The organism is Jiangella anatolica (assembly GCF_003236295.1).
GTDB lineage: Bacteria > Actinomycetota > Actinomycetes > Jiangellales > Jiangellaceae > Jiangella > Jiangella anatolica.
The window spans coordinates 1-15,940 of the sequence record NZ_POTW01000125.1 but is presented as its reverse complement, the minus strand read 5'-3'; the positions used below and the strand labels follow the sequence as shown (position 1 = coordinate 15,940).

Genomic DNA, 15,940 nt, shown 5'->3' with positions numbered 1-15,940 from the left:
ACCCACCGCAATCTCTTCCCGCTCCACCAACGACAACCTCGCCGCCACCACGCCACCTCCACCCCACATCCTGCGGCGTTGCAACCACCGATTGAGTCTGCCCATGGCAGCACTAAAGGTTGATGATCATGGGCGCAATCCACGGGCGACCGGCCAGGCAAGGATGCCCGCGACCACCGTCACCGTCAGCGCCGCGACGACGCCGGCCAGCACCAGCGACGCCGTCGAGCCGGGGCCGAACGCCGCGGCCACCGCCCAGCCGGCCGCCCCGCCGACACCCGCGGCGACCGCCCCGACGACGAACGTCTTCGCCACCCCGGCCAGCGCGACGCCGCCGGAGTCACGCACGACGCCGGCCAGGAGCAGCAGCCCGCCGACGCTCAGCCCGGCCGTGTGCGCGACGCCGAGCGCGGCCGTCGTCCCGTCCGAGCCCATCGACGACGTCAGCAGCACCGCCAGCGCGATCACGACCAGCCAGCCGCCCGCCGTCGCCGCCGCCGACGTCTTGCCGCGGCCGCGCGCGTACAGCGCCCGGCCCAGGTGCGCGACCAGCCCGTAGCCGACCAGCCCGGGCGCGAACGCCACGAGCGCCCACGCCATCCGCTCCGGCGGCGCGTCGCCGGCCCCGATCGCGGCGAAGAACCTGGCCACCGGCCAGGCCACCGCGACCAGCACCGCCGCGCCCAGCAGCGACACGAGCACGACCGCACGGGTCGACCGCGCCAGCACGTCGGCGTACCGCGGCCGATCGGACTCGGCGTGCTCGGACAGCCGCGGGAACGCCGCCGTCGCGATCGGCACCGCCAGCACGGCATACGGCAGCAGGAACACCATCCAGCTGTTCAGGTACGTGACCGCGCCGCCGGTGCCGCCGTGCTCGTTCGACATCAGGTACGACGTCAGATACGCCAGCTGCTGCGCGACCAGCGTCACCAGCCCGGCGCCGGCCAGCAGCGCCGCCCGCTGCCGCACGCCGTCGGGGAACCGCAGCGTCGGCCGCACGCCGGTGACGCGCAGCAGCATCGGCAGCAAGGTGGTCAGCGCCAGCGCGAGCACGCCGAGCGTCGTCCCGCCGGCCAGCACCAGCTCGTCGCGTCGGTCCAGCGTCGACAGGTCGTCGGCGGAGCCGGTGAACACCGAGCCGAACACCACGTACGCCGTGGCGACGACCACGCTGGACAGCACGGGCGCCACGGCCGCCGCCAGGAACCGGCGGTGCGCCTGCAGCGTCCCGGCGGTCACCACGGCGATGCCGTACAGCGGGATCTGCGGCAGGAACAGCAGCAGCATCGACCGCCCGGCCGAGACCGCCTCGGAGTCGCCTGCGTCGCCGAGCATGAACGACATCAGCGGCCCGGCGATCAGCACGCCGAGCAGCGCGACCGGCACCAGCAGCATCAGCGTCCAGCCGAGCAGCGCGGACACCGTCTGCTTGACGTGCGCGTGGTCGCCCCGCCCGGCCGCGGCGGCCAGCAGCGGGACGACGGCGCCGGCCAGCGCGCCGCCGGCGACGATCTCGAAGACGACGTTGGGGATCGCGTTCGCGGTCGCGTACACGCTGCCCAGCAGCGTCTCGCCGACCTGGGCCTGGAAGACCAGCTGACGGCCGAAGCCGACCACCCGGGCCAGCACGCTGACCACGGCGATCAGCGCCGCGCCCCCGGCGATCCCGGCGGCCGCCCCGGCGGCGACCCGGCGCGCGCTCACCGGGTCAGCGCTGGCGGCCGAGGCCGTCGAGCTCGCGCAGCACCGGCGTGCGCTCGATGACCTTGGTGAAGCTGACCTTCTCGCTGGCCAGCGTCAGCCCGGTGACGACGGCGAGATGGACGATCCGGGCGGCCCGGCCCTCGCGCGCGACCAGCGCCAGCCCGAGCAGCCCGCCGAGCGCGTTGGCGCCGGCGTCGCCGAGCATGGTCCGCTCGCCGAGGTCGTCGGGGAGCATCGCCAGCGCCGCGCCGACGGCGGCCGCGCCGACCGGCGCCGCCGGCCCGCCGAGCACCAGCGGCGTGTGCAGCAGCACGGTCTTGTTGGCCCGGCCGGGGCGCAGGTCGAGCAGGTTCAGCAGGTTCGCGTGCCCGGCGATCGCTGCACCACCGATGGCGGCGTCGACGACGTTGTCGCTGACCAACGCGCCGCCGATGACTCCGGCCGCGCCGATCACGCCGATCTTCACCACGCCGCTGGTGACCTCGCCGGCCTGCAGCGCGGTCAGGTGGCCGCGCAGGCCCTTGCTCGCCGTCGAGCCGAACAGGTCGTCGTAGAGACCGACGGCGCCGACGGCGGCCGCGGCGGCCACGCCGGCGGTGCGGACCCGCGCCGGCACGCCCGGCGCGACGGCGATGCCCGCGGCGGCGCCGGCGGCGACCGCCGGACCGGCGGCCAGCGTCACCGTCGAGCCGCGGAAGTTCTTGCGTTCCCACAGCTCCGGCCCGCCGGGCTTGGCCGCGCCGAGCTTGCGGGCCGCCAGCCAGGCGACCGCGCCGGCCGCACCCGCGGCGACCAGCGAACCGACGACCCGCTTCACGACGAGCTCCCCTCGGTGGCCGCGTCGGTGACGCTCTCGCCCGGTTCCTCCGGCACCGGCGGCAGCGCGCCGTCGGTCTCGCCGACCACGCCGTACTGCCCGGAGCCGCCCTCGGCCTGCTCGCTCAACGCGAAGACGACGGCCGCGCGGCCGCTGGGCAGGTCGACGGAGTCGACGGTGGACACGACCTCGGAGAGGTCGTCGCTGTCGCGGATCGTCAGCAGCAGCCCGTCCTGCGCCGTCGACGCCGGGCCGGCGACGACGGTGCCCGCGTCGGCGGCGTCGATGCTGCTCACGAGCGTGGCCAGCCGGTCCAGCCGGTCGCCGGCGTCGTCGCCGGACACGTTCCCGGCGACCAGCACGGCCATCGACGGCGCCACCGAGGCGTCCTGCTCCAGCGTGATCAGGTCGGACTCCTCGAACGCCGTCACCGTCGCGGTGTCGATGGTCTCGTGCGACGCGCCGGCCTCCGTCGGCGCCGCCATCAGCGCGGCCGCCAGCACCGCGGCGCCGCGGGCGTAGCCGCCGCCCTCGGTCGGCAGCTCGGTGCCCGACGCCACCAGGTCGGTGGCCAGCTCGTCGAGCACCGGCTCGGCGTCGGGGTCGGTCCAGGTCGGCTCGATCCGGACCGTGAGGTCGGCCGTCGCACCGGCGGTCTGCAGCGTCTCGCGGACGGCGGTGACGGTGTCTTCGTCGGCGCCGGGCAGCGCGATGACGCCGACGTACTCGCCCTCCAGCTGACCGGTGACCAGCCGCGGCGTCACCTCCTCGAGGAACGCCTGCTGGTACGCGGTGTCGCGTTCGGTCGCCTCGAGCTGCGCGCGCAGGTCGCGGTTCTCGTCGCGCAGCTGGGAGGTCTGCTCGGCCAGCGTGTCGTCGACGGTGTCGCCGAGCGGGCCGGCGCCGAGCACGATGCCGGCCGCCAGCGCGAAGAAGACAGCGATGATCGAGACCAGGTGGTAACGAAAGTCGATCACGTCAGAAGAGTCCCTTGACCCAGAAGTAGAAGCGGTCCCACCACGAGCCCACGATGTCGAGGTAGGCCTGGCCCGTCGGGGTCGAGTACATGGCGGCCACGACCGCCGTGATGCCGGCGACGACCAGCACGGCGAGCATCCACGTCGGGACGCTGCTGTGGTAGAGCCGGCTCACGCCCTTGGCGTCGACGAGCTTGCTGCCCACCCGCAGCCGGGTGAGGAAGGTGCTGGCCATCCCGGAGCGGCCCTTGTCGAGGAACTCGACCAGGGTCGCGTGCGTGCCGACGGCGACGATGAGGCTGGCGCCCTTGTCGTCGGCCAGCAGCATGGCGATGTCCTCGCTGGTGCCGGTCGCGGCGAACGGGACGCCGGACAGCCCCATCCGCTCCAGCCGGCCCAGGCCCGGCGCGCGGCCGTCGCGGTAGGCGTGCACGATCAGCTCTGCGCCGCTGGCCAGCGCGCCGTCGGACACGGAGTCCATGTCGCCGACGATGATGTCGGGCTTCTGCCCGACCTCCAGCAGCGCGTCGGCCCCGCCGTCGACGCCGATCAGGACCGGGTTGTACTCGCGGATGTAGGGCCGCAGCGTGACGAGGTCTTCCTTGTAGTCGTACCCGCGCACGACGATGAGGACGTGCCGGCCGTCGAGGTCGGTGCGGATCTCGGGCACGCCGACGCCGTCGAGGAGCAGCTCGCGCTCGCGCTTGAGGAACTCCATCGTGTTGGCGGCGAACGCCTCGAGCTGCGCGGACAGTCCCTCGCGGGCCGCGCTCATCAGCTTGCCCAGGCTCTCGTCGTCGTGCCGGATGCCGACGCCGACGGCCTCGCCGGTGCTGTCGCGGTAGAGGGTGGCGCCGTCGACGCGCAGCCGCTCGCCCTCCTTGACCGCGCTGAACAGGTCCGGGCCGACGTCGTCGACCAGCGGGATGCCGGCCCGGACGATGATGTCGGGCCCGAGGTTTGGATAGCGGCCGCTGACCGACGGGCGGACGTTGACGACGGCGCCGGCCTGGCAGGCGACCAGCGCCTCGGCCGAGACCCGGTCCAGATCGAGGTGGTCGATGACGGCGATATCGCCCGGTTTGAGGCGTTTTGTCAGGTTTTTCGTGCGATGATCGAGGCGCACGACGCCGCTGACCCCGGGCAGGTCATCAGGCTTGCGGCGGCGTAGTGCAGGCATCCTCACCAAGCGAATCCTGCCATGTCCGGACGCCCAACACCGCATCGGTCCGCTGCGTGTTGACTGATGACACGGCGGTCAGACGAGCAGCCTCGCCTTCTGCGACGCGAACTCCTCCGGGCTGAGCACGCCCTCGTCGCGCAGCCTGGCCAGCTTCGTCAGTTCGTCGGCGGTGCTGCTGCCGCTCGGCGCGGCCGCACCCCCGTCGCCGGCCGCGTCCCGGACGTACTCGCGGAAAGCCTCGTCGCGACGCCGGTAGTCGGCCGCCATCCGGTCCGCCATGCCGGAACCACGCACGATCAGGTAGATCAGCGCGCCGAGCAACGGCAGGATCAGGATGAAGATCGTCCACAGCGCCTTCGTCCAGCCGGACAGGTCGTCGCTGCGGAACACGTCGGTGAGCAGCGTCACCAGCAGCCAGATCCAGGCGACGAACAGGAAGAACCAGAGCATCGTCAGGAACAGGTTGAGGAGCGGGTAGTCGTCCATCGATCCACCTCCGCGGTCAGCGTGTCAGCCGTGCGGCGGCGGCTTCCTCACCCCAAGCGGGTGATCTCGGGCGACCTCCAGCCGGTGTGCGAGCTGCGACGACGCGATGGCCAGCAGCGCGCCGATCACCACCAGGTCGAAGACGACCTGCACCATCGCCGCGATCCGCGCCTCCTGGCCGACGGGATGCACGTCGCCGTAGCCGACGGTGCCGAGCGTCACGACCGAGAAGTAGAGCGCGTCGGTGCGGGTCTCCAGCCCCGAGAACTGCTCCGGGTCGGCCCGTTCCAGCAGGTAGTACGTCAGGGCGAAGAACATCACGACGACGTACACGACCGTCAGCAGGCCGGACATCCGCGCCCGCGCCTCGCCGAGGTGGGCGACGAACCGGCGGATCTCGTGCGTCGTCAGCCAGACCAGCCCGCCGACGCCGGCGGCGAACGCGACCGCCGCGATCACGTCCGGCACGCCGTCCGGGCGGCGCAGCGGCAGCGTGTAGTAGACGAGGACGACGCACCCCAGCGTCGCGACGCTGCGCAGGACGCGGATCATCGGGCCGCTCCCCGCACCGCCGGGTCGTAGCCGAGCGTCGTGCCCGCCACCAGGTCGTGTACCGCCCGGGTGTCGCGGCTGACCAGCGTCCACAGCACGCCCACCGGGAACGCGACGCAGACCAGCGCACGGACGAGGGCGCGGACGGCGCCGGGCGGGCGGCCGGTCTCCGTCACGACCCGCAGGCCCAGCACCAGCTGGCCGGGGGTCCGTCCGGTCAGCGTCCAGCTCGCCGTCAGGTACAGGACGACGAGCACCCAGTTGCTGACGCCGAACGCCCAGCCGGGCAGTGACGGGAGCGCATACGGCGGACCCTGCAGCGTGTACCGGATCCCGCCCAGCACGATCCCGATCAGGGCGTTCGCCGCCGCCAGCACGCCGACGTCGACGAGCGCGGCGGCGCACCGGGAGACCAGGCCGGCGCCGCTCACGGCGGCGACCGGCTGCCGTCGCGGGGTGACCGGCGCAGCACGACCCGGTCAATGAACCCGTTGAGCGCGCGGTCGGCGCCGGCGCTGCGCCAGCGCACCGCGTCGACCGTCTCCGCCGCCATGCCCGCACTGGACTCCCGGACGATCCGGCCGAGGTCGACGTCGTCGAGGACCCGTTCGACCAGCTCCGGCACTCCGACCCGCTCGACGACGGCGTCGACGTCCACCCGGGCGACGATCGCGTCCAGGTCGACGCCGGCCAGCGCCGCCTCGACGTCGGCGTCGGCGAGCGCCTGCGCAACCGAGCGCCGCCACGCCGACCGGAGCAGGTCCGCCGCCATGCGCTCGTTCCGCCGCTGCTCGTCGCGGCCGATCCGGGCCAGCCGGTCGACCCGCCGGGCGACTCCCGTCCGCCGGGCGACCGATCCGCCGGACCGCATCATCACCGACGCGGCGGCCTCGACCGGCATCGCCACCCCGGCCGCGACGTCAAGCACCCGCCGGCCGGCCAGCGCCGTCAGCCCGAGCGCCGCCTCGCCCAGCCGCGTCCCCACGACGACGATCGGCCCGCCGGCCTGACCCGGCGGCGCGACCAGCCCGGTCAGCCCGCGCACCGTCAACCCGGCGCCGCCCGCGAGCAGCCGCCCGGCCCGTCCGGCCACCCGGACCGCCGCCGGCCGCCGCTGCGCGCCGTCCGCGCCCATCGCGCCACCTCACCCTCAGGACAAGACTTCCGCCCGCACGTCCGGCCGGTCCTCACCCGCCTCAGGTGATCCGGCCCGCAGGCTCAGGTCGACGTACAGATAGCCGAGCACCAGCGCGACGAACGGGATCGTCACGACGTAGACCAGCGCGGTGATGAGGTTGATCACGTTGAACGACCCGTCGGACACCAGCAGCAGGATCACCCCGACCAGCGGCCCGGTGATCGCGCCCAGCCCGACCACCAGCGCCGCGACCGCCGTCGCGCGCCACCACTGGCCGCGCACCACGTCGCGGCTGCGCCGGAACGCCGCGCCGGCCGGGCGGTCCTCCATCATGACGGCCTGGACGGCGAACCCGTTGCGCACCGCGTAGACCAGTGCGAGCGGCGCCGTGAACACGAACAGCAGCAACGCCCAGCAGACGACCACCAGCCGCGCCGCCACCAGCGCCAGCGGCCGCAGCTTCGCCCGTACCGCGCGGTACGCCGACAGCACGGTCACTCGCTCCCCCGCGTCGAGGCCGCGCAGCGCCTGAGCCGTCGCGGCGACGACGCAGAAGTACGCCAGCAGCGAGATCGCCCCGCCCATCAGCACGACGACGAACACCGACGCCACGTTCTGGTCGCCGTCGGTGTCGACCAGCGACGTCAGCTCGCCGGCCTCGACCAGCAGCCACTGCAGCCCGGCCGCGAGCAGCATGACCGGGACGTAGACCAGGCCGATGCCGATGAACAGCAGCGGATGCCGCGCGTACATGCGCCGGGCGGCGACGATGATCCGGCCCCAGCTGCGCCGCTGCATGACGGGGTACGGGTCGCCCGGTCCCCAGCGGGTGCGGCTGGCGATCGCGGCCAGCAGCGCGACGATGACCGCGAGCCCCAGCAGCACGGCCTGCGGGTTGCGGAGCAGCTGACGCAGCACGTCCGAGCCGGCCTCGACGGCGCCGCAGAACGCGTCGGTGGCGTTCGGCGTGAGCGACGCGCCGAGTGGCACGGTCGCGCTGGAGTCGCGCCAGCCGGTCTCCGACCAGCGGATCGGCGCGGTCCACTGGCTCTTCATGTTCGGCCCGGTGGGTCCGTTGTAGAACGCCTCCTGGCGTTCGCCCCAGCGGCCCTCGAACCCCAGCCACGGGTACTCGGCCTGGTAGTCCTCGGCAGGGACGACGGCGGTGCGCGTCCGTAGCTCGGTGTGCGGGTCCGTCGCGTCGTCGCAGCCGACGCCGGTCGCGGAGCTGGCGCCGAGGTACAGCGCCGGGCTGAAGAAGTTCGCGTGCGACCCCTCCGCCGGGTACACGACCGGGTGCGTGTCGTCGACGATCTCCAACTTCTCGTCGCCCCAGTCGGCGCGCTCGGCGCCGGAGTGCTGGCTGTAGCCGACGCTGGTGGGGTCGACGTCGAGCGCGGACTCCGCGTCGGGGGCGTCGAAGACGAGCTGGATCATCTCCCAGTCGCCCTCGTGCAGGTTGTTGAAGTCGTTGAAGACGTAGAAGAACCAGTACTGGACGGCGATCTGCTCCGGCCGCGCGGCGTCCGCGACGACCCGCCCGTACACCGTCGGCGACGTGCCGCGGCTGATCGTGCGCCCCCACTGCTCGTAGCCGCAGCCCGGGGCCAGCGCGTCGCCGGGGAAGTCGAGGTGGTAGTCCAGCAGGCCGGCGCCGATGTCGTCGGCGTTCGGGCCGATCCCCACCAGGTCGTTCGCCGTCCACGGCCCGCGCAGCGCGACGCCGTCGTTGTCCATCAGCACGTCGACGTCGGTGGGCGGGTACGGCTCGCCGTCGCCGCACGGCTCCTCCTGCTCGCGCACGCGCACGACCGGCGCGTACCGCAGGACCAGCTCCTCCTCGGCGGCGTCCTGCGTGCGGATGGCTGCCGGCGACACGTCCTGTGTCGCCGTCGCGTGCGCTGTCACCTGCGCCGTCGCGGCGTCGGCCGGGGCCGCCGGGACCGTCGTCGCGGCGACCGCGAGCAGGCCGAGCAGGGCCGGGACCATGGCTCACCTTAGCGCCGTACGGCGCCGGCGAGCCGACGATTTCAGCGAGATCGTTTGGAGCTGGCGGCGGTCTCGAGCAGCTCCTCCGCATGCGCCCGTGCCGACGCGGAGCCCTCCAGGCCGGCCAGCATGCGCGACAGCTCGGTCACCCGGCCGCCGTCGTCGAGGGTCTCGACGCCGCTGCTGGTGACCCGGCCGTCGTCGGACTTGACGACCTTGAGGTGGTGGTCGGCGAACGCCGCGACCTGCGGCAGATGGGTGACGACGAGGACCTGCGCGTGCCTGGCCAGCATCGCCAGCCGGCGGCCGACCTCGACCGCGGCCTTGCCGCCGACACCGGCGTCGACCTCGTCGAACACGAACGTCGGGACCGGGTCGGCGCCGGCGAACACGACCTCGATGGCCAGCATGAGCCGGGACAGCTCACCGCCGGACGCGCCCTTGTCCAGCGGCCGCGGCCCGGCGCCGTTGTGCGCGGTGAACAGGATCTCTACGTCGTCCATGCCGGTCGGGCCGAACCCGTCGCGCGGGCGGACCTCGACGACGATGCGGGCGTGCGGCATCGCCAGCGCGGTGAGCTCGACGCTGACGTCGTCGGCGAACCGGGCGGCGGCCTCGGTGCGGGCCTTGGTGATGGTCGCGGCGAGGTCGCTCAGCTCGGCGGTCAGCGTGTCGCGCTCCTGGCCCAGCGCCGCGACCCGGTCGTCGTCGCCGTCGAGCTCCAGCAGCCGCCGCGAGCCCTGCTCCGCCCAGGCCAGCACCTCGTCGATGGTCGCGCCGTACTTCCTGGTCAGCGCGGTGAGCGCGGCGCGGCGCTGCTGCACACCGGCCAGCCGCTCCGGGTCGGTGTCGACGCCGGCGCCGTACGAGGCGAGGTCGGCGGCGACGTCGCCGACCAGGTACGTGGCCTCGGCCAAGCGGTCGGCCAGCCCGGCCAGTTCGGGGTCGTGGTCGCGCTCGGGGTCCAGCGCCTGCCGCGCCTGGGCCAGCAGCCCGAGCACGTCGGGCGCGTCGGGGATGGCCTCGTCGCCGGACAGGCTCTGGTGCGCGGTGACGGCGGCCGTGCGCAGCGCGTCGGCGTGGGCGAGGCGGCCCTCCTCGGCCCGCAGCACGTCGTCCTCGCCCGGCTGCGGGTCGACCGCCTCGACCTCGCCGAGGCCGAGGCGGAGGAGGTCGGCCTCCTGTGCGCGTTCGCGGGCCTTCGAGGTCACGTCCTCCAGCTCGGCCTCGACGGCGCGCAGCCTGGCGTAGCGGGTCGTGTACTCCGCCAGCGGCTCGGCGACGGCGGCGCCGGCGTACCGGTCGAGCGCCGCGAGCTGCCGGGATGACCTCAGGAGCCGCTGCTGGTCGCTCTGCCCGTGCACCGCGACCAGCCCGTCGGCCAGCTCGCTGAGCAGGCTGACGGGGGCGCCGTGCCCGCCGACGTGGGCGCGGGACCGGCCCTCTGCCATGACGGTGCGGCTGAGCAGCAGTTCGACGCGGTCTCTCTTGTTCTTGCCGGTGCCGACGCTGCCGGCCGGCTCCAGCTCGGCGCCGGCCTCGGCGGCGCGCTCGGCCACCGTCCCGCCGGCATCGATCGTCACGCGGCCTTCGACCAGCGCGCGCGTGGCGCCGGTGCGGACGGCGCCCCCGTCGGCGCGACCGCCCATCAGCAGATTGAGCCCGGTCAGCACCATGGTCTTGCCGGCGCCCGTCTCACCGGTCACGACGGTGAGGCCGGGGCCGAGCTCCAACTGGGCGTCGTCGATGACGCCCAGTCCACGGATACGGATTTCCTCGAGCACGGGACCTCAGCCTACCGTCGCACTGGCGTGGGACACGGCTACGCCATGTCCATGTCGAAACGGTTCGTCCGGGTGTCCGGAGACCGGGGCGATCATGAGCGGGCCCCTCGCCAGCCCTCGACCGGGAGCGCGAACTTGGCGACGAGCCGGTCGGTGAACGGCGCCGTGTGCAGCCGCGCGAGCCGTACCGGCTGCGATCCGCGGCAGACCTCCACCCGCGCCCCCGGCGGCAGCTCGACCGCGCGCCGTCCATCGCACCAGAGGATCGCGCCGGGCGTTCGATGCTGCACCGTCACCGCCATGACGGACGACGGCGCGACGACGACCGGACGGGCGAAGAGGGCGTGCGCGCTGATCGGGACCATCAGCAGCGCGGCGACCTCCGGCCACACCACCGGCCCGCCGGCGCTGAACGCGTACGCCGTCGACCCCGTCGGCGTGGCCATGACGACGCCGTCGCAGCCCCACCGCGACAGCGCGCGGCCGTCGATCTCGGCGACGAGGTCGAGCATGCGCTCGCGGCTGGCCTTCTCGACGCTGACCTCGTTGAGCGCCCAGCCGGACGCCATCTGTGTCCCGTCCTGCCGCACGACCACGTCGATCGTCATGCGCTCCTCGACGGCGTAGTCGCGCTTCACGATGTGGTCGACGGTGAACCCGAGGTCGTCGACCTCGGACTCGGCGAGGAAGCCGACGTGGCCGAGGTTGACGCCGAGGATCGGAGTGTTGCTGGTGCGGGCGACCTCGGCGCCACGCAGGATCGTGCCGTCGCCGCCGATCACGACGACCAGCTCGCACCCGTCGGCCGCCGTCGGGTCCCCTTCGGCGACGACCGCCGCGACCCGGCTGTCGGACTCCGGGATGTCGATGTCGTGGCGCTCGTCGGCCATCACGCGGACCTCGACGCCGGCCGCGCTGAGCTTCTCGATCACCTTCGCGGCGACCTGGCGGGCCTCCGTGCGTCCGGTGTGGGTGACGAGCAGCACCGTGCGGGTCATTGCGGCCCTTCCTCCACTGCGCGCTGGACGTCCTCGGTTCGGACCTCGGGTGCGCCGGCGCGCAGCCAGAGGAAGTACTCGACGTTGCCGGACGGGCCGGGCAACGGGCTCGCGGTGACGCCGTTGACGCCGAGGCCGAGCTCGGCCGCCGCCGCAGCGATGCCGAGGACGGCCTCGGCCCGTAGCGCCGGGTCGCGGACGACGCCGCCCTTGCCGACTCGTTCCTTGCCGACCTCGAACTGCGGTTTCACCATCAGCGCGAAGTCGGCGTCGGCCGTGCTGACAGCCCGCAGCGGCCCGAGCACCAGCCGCAGCGAGATGAACGACAGGTCCCCCACCACCAGGCCCACCGGCTCGCCGACGATCGCCGGGGTCAGGTCACGGACGTTCGTGCGATCGTGCACCTCCACCCGCTCGTCGGACCGGATCGACCACGCCAGCTGCCCATACCCGACGTCCACCGCGACGACGGACGCCGCGCCGCGCCGCAACAGCACGTCAGTGAAGCCCCCGGTCGACGCGCCGGCGTCGAGGCACCGCCGGCCGGTGACGCTCAGCCCGGCCGGCTCGAAGACGTCCAGCGCACCGGCCAGCTTGTGCCCGCCGCGCGACACGTACTCGTCGCCCTCCGCCGGTTCGGTCACCAGGACCGCGTCGGCCGGATCGACCGCCGTCGCCGGCTTCGTCGCCACCCGGCCGCTGATCAGCACCCGGCCGTCACCGACCAATGTGGCGGCGTGCTCGCGTGAGCGGGCCAGACCACGGCGCACCAGCTCCGCATCGAGGCGTCGTCGAGGTGGCACCGCGCGATCAGCCTTCGCCGCCGCTGCCGCCGGGCACGCGGCCGTCGGAGTCCCCGGCCACCGCCGCGCCGTCGCTGCCGCCGGGCAGGCGCCCGCCGAGTTCCCCGGCCACCGCCGAGCGCTCGCTGCCGCCGACCACGCGACCGCCGAGGTCCCCGGCCCCCGCCGAGCGGTCGTAGCCACGGGCCACCGCCGAGCCTTCGAAGCCACCCGCCGTCGGCCGATCCGGTCGATCGGCCGTCCCGCGCTGATCCGCGCCGCCGGCCGTCGGCCCGTCAGCCACACCAGCCGCCGCATCACCCGACCCGCGCTGATCCGCACCACCGGCCGCCGCCGCGTTCGAATCCTCGGCCGGCGCCACCCGCGCCACGTCCGTTCCCGGTCCATCCACCGGCTCGTCCTGTTCGTCCTCCAGCGCCAGATCGGGCTCACCGGCCAGCCGGTCCTGCAGCACCTGATGGACCCGCTCGACCACAGCGGCGTGCTCGTGCACCGGCATCCCGTCGAGCGCGTCGAGGGTCCGCACCGCCTCGTCGACCTGCGCGTCGCCGGTGCCGCCGTCGTCCATCGGTTCCCGCATGACGGTAACGCTAGTACGCCCGTGCGGAAGCTCGGGTGATTCGCGCGGCATCGAGCGCTGCCTGGATCGACGCACGGTCCACGGCCTCCCCGCCGGTCGTCCCGGCCGGCGCCGCGGAGTCCGCCGCGGCCCAGACGGCGCCGCACGCCGCCCGCAGCGCATCGAGCTCACCGTCGTCCACGCCTGGTGCCGGCCCGCCGGCACCGGGTTCTCCGCCACCGCCGTCACCGGCGGCGTCCCGAGTCAGCCGCAGCCGGCCGTCGTCGATGACCGCGTGCCAGTCGCCTGCCGTCGCCTCGCCCGCCCGCACGGTCAGCACCTCCGGCAACAGCTGGAGTGCTCGCAGGTCGAGGCCCACGTAGGTCGGACGCAGCTGCGGCGGCGCCATAACGAGATCGATCGGATCGGTGACACCGGTGAGGACCAGCAGGCTGTCCACCTCGGCGGCGTTGGCCCCCTCGATGTCGGTGTCGAGGCGGTCCCCGACCACCAGCGGCCGCGTGGCGCCGGACCGCAGCATCGCCTCACGGTGCATCGGCGGCTCCGGCTTCCCGGCGACCACCGGCTCGCGCCCAGTAGCCGTCCGAATGGCGTCGACCAGCGTGCCGTTGCCTGGCGCCCGGCCGCGGTCGGTCGGCACCACAGGGTCCGTGTTCGTGGCGATCCACGGCAGCCCGGACGCGACGGCGTAGGTGCCCTCGGCCAGCAGCGGCCAGCCGACCTGCGGCGAGAAACCCTGCACGACCGCGACCGGGCCGTCGTCGGCGCCGGAGACCGGGACGAGGTCCTGCTCGCGCAGCGCGACCTCGAGCCCTTCGCCGCCGACGACCAGCACCTTCGAGCCGCTGGGCAGTCGCTCAGCCAGCAGCCGGGCGGCCGCTTGCGCCGACGTCACGACCTCGTCCGGCCGAGCCTCGACGCCGATCTCGGTGAGGTGCCCGGCCACCCGCTCCGGCGGCCGCGAGGCGTTGTTGGTGACGAACGCCAGCCGCATGCCGTCCGCGCGCGCCCGCTGCAGCGCCTCGGGGGCGTGCGGCACCGGGTGGGCGCCGACGTAGACGACCCCGTCGAGGTCGAGCAGGGCAACGTCGTAGGTCTGGGTCAGGGGCTGCACGGCATCCATCCTCGCAGCCGGTTCGCCCGGCGGTCGCGGCCGGGCGGGTGGGCCGGCCCGCGTACCATCCGCTAGATGACCGCTGCCGGGCCACCGTTGCGACTGACGCCGTTTCGTGCGACGACGTACGCGCCCGGCACCGACCTGGCCGCCGTGGTGTGCCCGCCCTACGACGTCATCGGCGAGCGGGCGCTGACCGAGTTCGAGGCGCACGACCCGCACAACATCGTCCACCTCACACTCCCCCGGCCGTTGCCGGGCGACGGCGACCGGTACGGACGGGCCGCGCGTTCGCTGCAAGAGTGGCGCGACGCGGGTGTGTTGCGCCGCGACGCGGCCCCGGCGCTGTACGTCTACGAGCACGTGACCACCGGTGGTGCGGCGATCGGCCTGGTGGGTGGCATCGGTCTCGACGGACCCGTTCTTCCACACGAGAACACCTTCCCCGGCCCGGTGGCCGACCGTGCCGCGCTGATGCGCGCGACCCGGATGCAGCTCGAGCCGATTCTGCTGACGTATGACGGTGGCGGCGCTGCCAGTGAGGTCGTCGACCACACGGCTGCCACGCCCGCACACCTGGAGTTCGCTGTCGCCGGCGAGACGCACCGGCTGTGGCGCGTCGACCAGCCCGAAGCGCTGGCCGCCGTCGCCGCTGACCTCGCCGGCCGGTCCGCCCTGATCGCCGACGGGCACCACCGGTTCGCTGCCTACCGAGCCGTGCACGCCGCCGATCCCGTCCCCACCGGCACCGACCACGGCCTGGCCCTCCTGGTCGACGCGGCGCGGCATCCGCTGGAACTGCGCGGCATCCATCGCAGCGTCGCCGGCCTGACACTCGACGATGCGGCTGCCGCCGCGGCCAAGGGCTTCGACGTCGTCGCGCTCGCAGCCGGCGACGATGCCGCTGCCGTGCTCGCGTCCGAGCAAGGCATCGCGTTCGTCGTCGGCGACGGGCAGCGGCAGGTGCTGCTGCGCTCACCGCGGCCGCCGGTGGTCGTCGATGCCGTGCCGGACGACCGCCCCAGTGGCTGGGCCCAACTGGACGCAGGCGTGCTGGTGGACGTGCTGCTGGCCTACCTCTGGAACGTGGACGACGCCGATTCGCGCGTGACGTACCACCACGACGGCCGCGACGCCCAGCGGGCGGCGGAGCGCGGCGCGGGAGTTGCCGTGCTGGTGCGCCCGCCTGCATTGGCGGACGTGCTCGCGCTGGCGACGCGAGGCGAGCGGATGCCGCGCAAGTCGACGTCGTTCGGGCCGAAGCCGTGGACCGGGCTATTGATGCGCGACCTCACCTCCGACCACCTTTAGATGCCGCTCCGGTGGCGGGCCGTCCTGTGGTTCCCTCACCACGGCACGGCGACGGGCCACGCGATTCGAAGCTGCCGGCGGCGGCCGGTGACTCATGAGGGTGGCCGACTCGACCTCGATCTCGAAGGTGCTCTGGCCGAGACCCGAACCCGCACGCCAGAACCGGCGGCGAAGAGCTCCGGTGATCTCGACCGTGTCGCCCTCGTCGAGCAGCCGCAGGTTCCGCCGCTGCAACGGTCCCCACGCCGTGCAGGTGACGGTGTCGACTCTTCGGCGCGCGTCAGAGCCCGGTGGTGGACTCGGACGCTGGACGACCAGGCGAGTGGTGACGATCTCGTCGCCACTGGGCAACAGGACCACCTCGGGCTCGACGGACAGACGGCCTACGAGCCGGACCTCGTTGGTGTGCTCGACGGGCACCGCTACCGCGTTCATGACGGCTCCTTTGGCTGGGGATGTGATCTGTAGCCAATGGTGGTTGGGGAGAGGGGGTTGGGGAGG

General features: G+C 73.8%; 16 protein-coding genes. 1 reads left to right on the top strand and 15 read right to left on the bottom strand.

Annotated features, from left to right (window positions below; translation table 11 throughout):
* Positions 1-126: 126 nt before the first annotated feature.
* The 14 genes from murJ to C1I92_RS30135 form a co-directional block, all read right to left on the bottom strand.
* Positions 127-1,707 carry a murein biosynthesis integral membrane protein MurJ gene (gene murJ, locus C1I92_RS30200; RefSeq protein WP_111258344.1) on the bottom strand — a complete coding sequence of 527 codons (1,581 nt, stop codon included), beginning with the start codon at positions 1,705-1,707 and terminating at the stop codon, positions 127-129.
* Between the two features lie 4 nt (positions 1,708-1,711).
* Positions 1,712-2,524, bottom strand: coding sequence for a hypothetical protein (locus tag C1I92_RS30195; protein ID WP_111258343.1), 813 nt, complete (start codon positions 2,522-2,524; stop codon positions 1,712-1,714).
* The gene (locus C1I92_RS30190; protein ID WP_111258342.1) at positions 2,521-3,501 is read right to left on the bottom strand and encodes a copper transporter; all 981 of its coding nucleotides are present in this window, start codon (positions 3,499-3,501) and stop codon (positions 2,521-2,523) included. The genes C1I92_RS30195 and C1I92_RS30190 overlap by 4 nt, the downstream gene beginning before the upstream one ends.
* Before the next feature lies 1 nt (position 3,502).
* Complete coding sequence (gene steA, locus C1I92_RS30185; RefSeq protein WP_111258341.1) at positions 3,503-4,681, bottom strand: putative cytokinetic ring protein SteA; 1,179 nt, start codon at positions 4,679-4,681, stop codon at positions 3,503-3,505.
* Positions 4,682-4,759: 78 nt separating this feature from the next.
* Complete coding sequence (locus C1I92_RS30180) at positions 4,760-5,170, bottom strand: SHOCT domain-containing protein (RefSeq protein ID WP_111258340.1); 411 nt, start codon at positions 5,168-5,170, stop codon at positions 4,760-4,762.
* Between the two features lie 24 nt (positions 5,171-5,194).
* Positions 5,195-5,722: a potassium channel family protein gene (locus C1I92_RS30175; RefSeq protein WP_111258339.1), complete on the bottom strand. Its 528-nt coding sequence runs from the start codon at positions 5,720-5,722 to the stop codon at positions 5,195-5,197.
* Positions 5,719-6,153, bottom strand: a complete 435-nt coding sequence (locus C1I92_RS30170) for an RDD family protein (RefSeq protein WP_111258338.1) — start codon at positions 6,151-6,153, stop codon at positions 5,719-5,721. The genes C1I92_RS30175 and C1I92_RS30170 overlap by 4 nt, the downstream gene beginning before the upstream one ends.
* Positions 6,150-6,857, bottom strand: a complete 708-nt coding sequence (locus C1I92_RS34115) for a hypothetical protein (protein WP_158564342.1) — start codon at positions 6,855-6,857, stop codon at positions 6,150-6,152. The genes C1I92_RS30170 and C1I92_RS34115 overlap by 4 nt, the downstream gene beginning before the upstream one ends.
* Before the next feature lie 15 nt (positions 6,858-6,872).
* Positions 6,873-8,849, bottom strand: coding sequence for a Vps62-related protein (locus tag C1I92_RS30155; RefSeq protein WP_111258335.1), 1,977 nt, complete (start codon positions 8,847-8,849; stop codon positions 6,873-6,875).
* Positions 8,850-8,890: 41 nt separating this feature from the next.
* The gene (recN, locus tag C1I92_RS30150; protein WP_111258334.1) at positions 8,891-10,633 is read right to left on the bottom strand and encodes a DNA repair protein RecN; all 1,743 of its coding nucleotides are present in this window, start codon (positions 10,631-10,633) and stop codon (positions 8,891-8,893) included.
* A 92-nt stretch (positions 10,634-10,725) separates the two neighbouring features.
* Positions 10,726-11,631: an NAD kinase gene (locus tag C1I92_RS30145; RefSeq protein WP_111258333.1), complete on the bottom strand. Its 906-nt coding sequence runs from the start codon at positions 11,629-11,631 to the stop codon at positions 10,726-10,728.
* Positions 11,628-12,434, bottom strand: coding sequence for a TlyA family RNA methyltransferase (locus C1I92_RS30140; protein ID WP_233507468.1), 807 nt, complete (start codon positions 12,432-12,434; stop codon positions 11,628-11,630). The genes C1I92_RS30145 and C1I92_RS30140 overlap by 4 nt, the downstream gene beginning before the upstream one ends.
* Before the next feature lie 7 nt (positions 12,435-12,441).
* Positions 12,442-13,002 (bottom strand): hypothetical protein, encoded by a 561-nt coding sequence (locus C1I92_RS35145; RefSeq protein WP_233507465.1) that lies wholly within the window; start codon positions 13,000-13,002, stop codon positions 12,442-12,444.
* A gap of 22 nt (positions 13,003-13,024) precedes the next feature.
* Positions 13,025-14,137, bottom strand: coding sequence for an HAD-IIA family hydrolase (locus C1I92_RS30135; protein ID WP_111258332.1), 1,113 nt, complete (start codon positions 14,135-14,137; stop codon positions 13,025-13,027).
* Positions 14,138-14,203: 66 nt separating this feature from the next.
* On the opposite strand from C1I92_RS30135, the gene C1I92_RS30130 reads away from it, so the two are divergent.
* Positions 14,204-15,439, top strand: a complete 1,236-nt coding sequence (locus C1I92_RS30130; RefSeq protein ID WP_111258331.1) for a DUF1015 family protein — start codon at positions 14,204-14,206, stop codon at positions 15,437-15,439.
* Here C1I92_RS30130 and C1I92_RS30125 read toward each other — a convergent pair.
* Positions 15,404-15,940, bottom strand: a 537-nt coding sequence (locus C1I92_RS30125) for a single-stranded DNA-binding protein (protein WP_233507454.1), incomplete at its 5' end; no start/stop codon positions are given. The two genes, C1I92_RS30130 and C1I92_RS30125, sit on opposite strands and share 36 nt — an antisense overlap.

Coding starts and splice junctions, on each gene's coding strand:
- steA (WP_111258341.1), bottom strand. CDS start 4,681: ATGCCTGCACTACGCCGCCGCAAGCCTGATGACCTGCCCGGGGTCAGC.
- C1I92_RS30180 (WP_111258340.1), bottom strand. CDS start 5,170: ATGGACGACTACCCGCTCCTCAACCTGTTCCTGACGATGCTCTGGTTC.
- C1I92_RS30175 (WP_111258339.1), bottom strand. CDS start 5,722: ATGATCCGCGTCCTGCGCAGCGTCGCGACGCTGGGGTGCGTCGTCCTC.
- C1I92_RS34115 (WP_158564342.1), bottom strand. CDS start 6,857: ATGGGCGCGGACGGCGCGCAGCGGCGGCCGGCGGCGGTCCGGGTGGCC.
- C1I92_RS30155 (WP_111258335.1), bottom strand. CDS start 8,849: ATGGTCCCGGCCCTGCTCGGCCTGCTCGCGGTCGCCGCGACGACGGTC.
- C1I92_RS30145 (WP_111258333.1), bottom strand. CDS start 11,631: ATGACCCGCACGGTGCTGCTCGTCACCCACACCGGACGCACGGAGGCC.
- C1I92_RS35145 (WP_233507465.1), bottom strand. CDS start 13,002: ATGGACGACGGCGGCACCGGCGACGCGCAGGTCGACGAGGCGGTGCGG.
- C1I92_RS30135 (WP_111258332.1), bottom strand. CDS start 14,137: ATGGATGCCGTGCAGCCCCTGACCCAGACCTACGACGTTGCCCTGCTC.
- C1I92_RS30130 (WP_111258331.1), top strand. CDS start 14,204: ATGACCGCTGCCGGGCCACCGTTGCGACTGACGCCGTTTCGTGCGACG.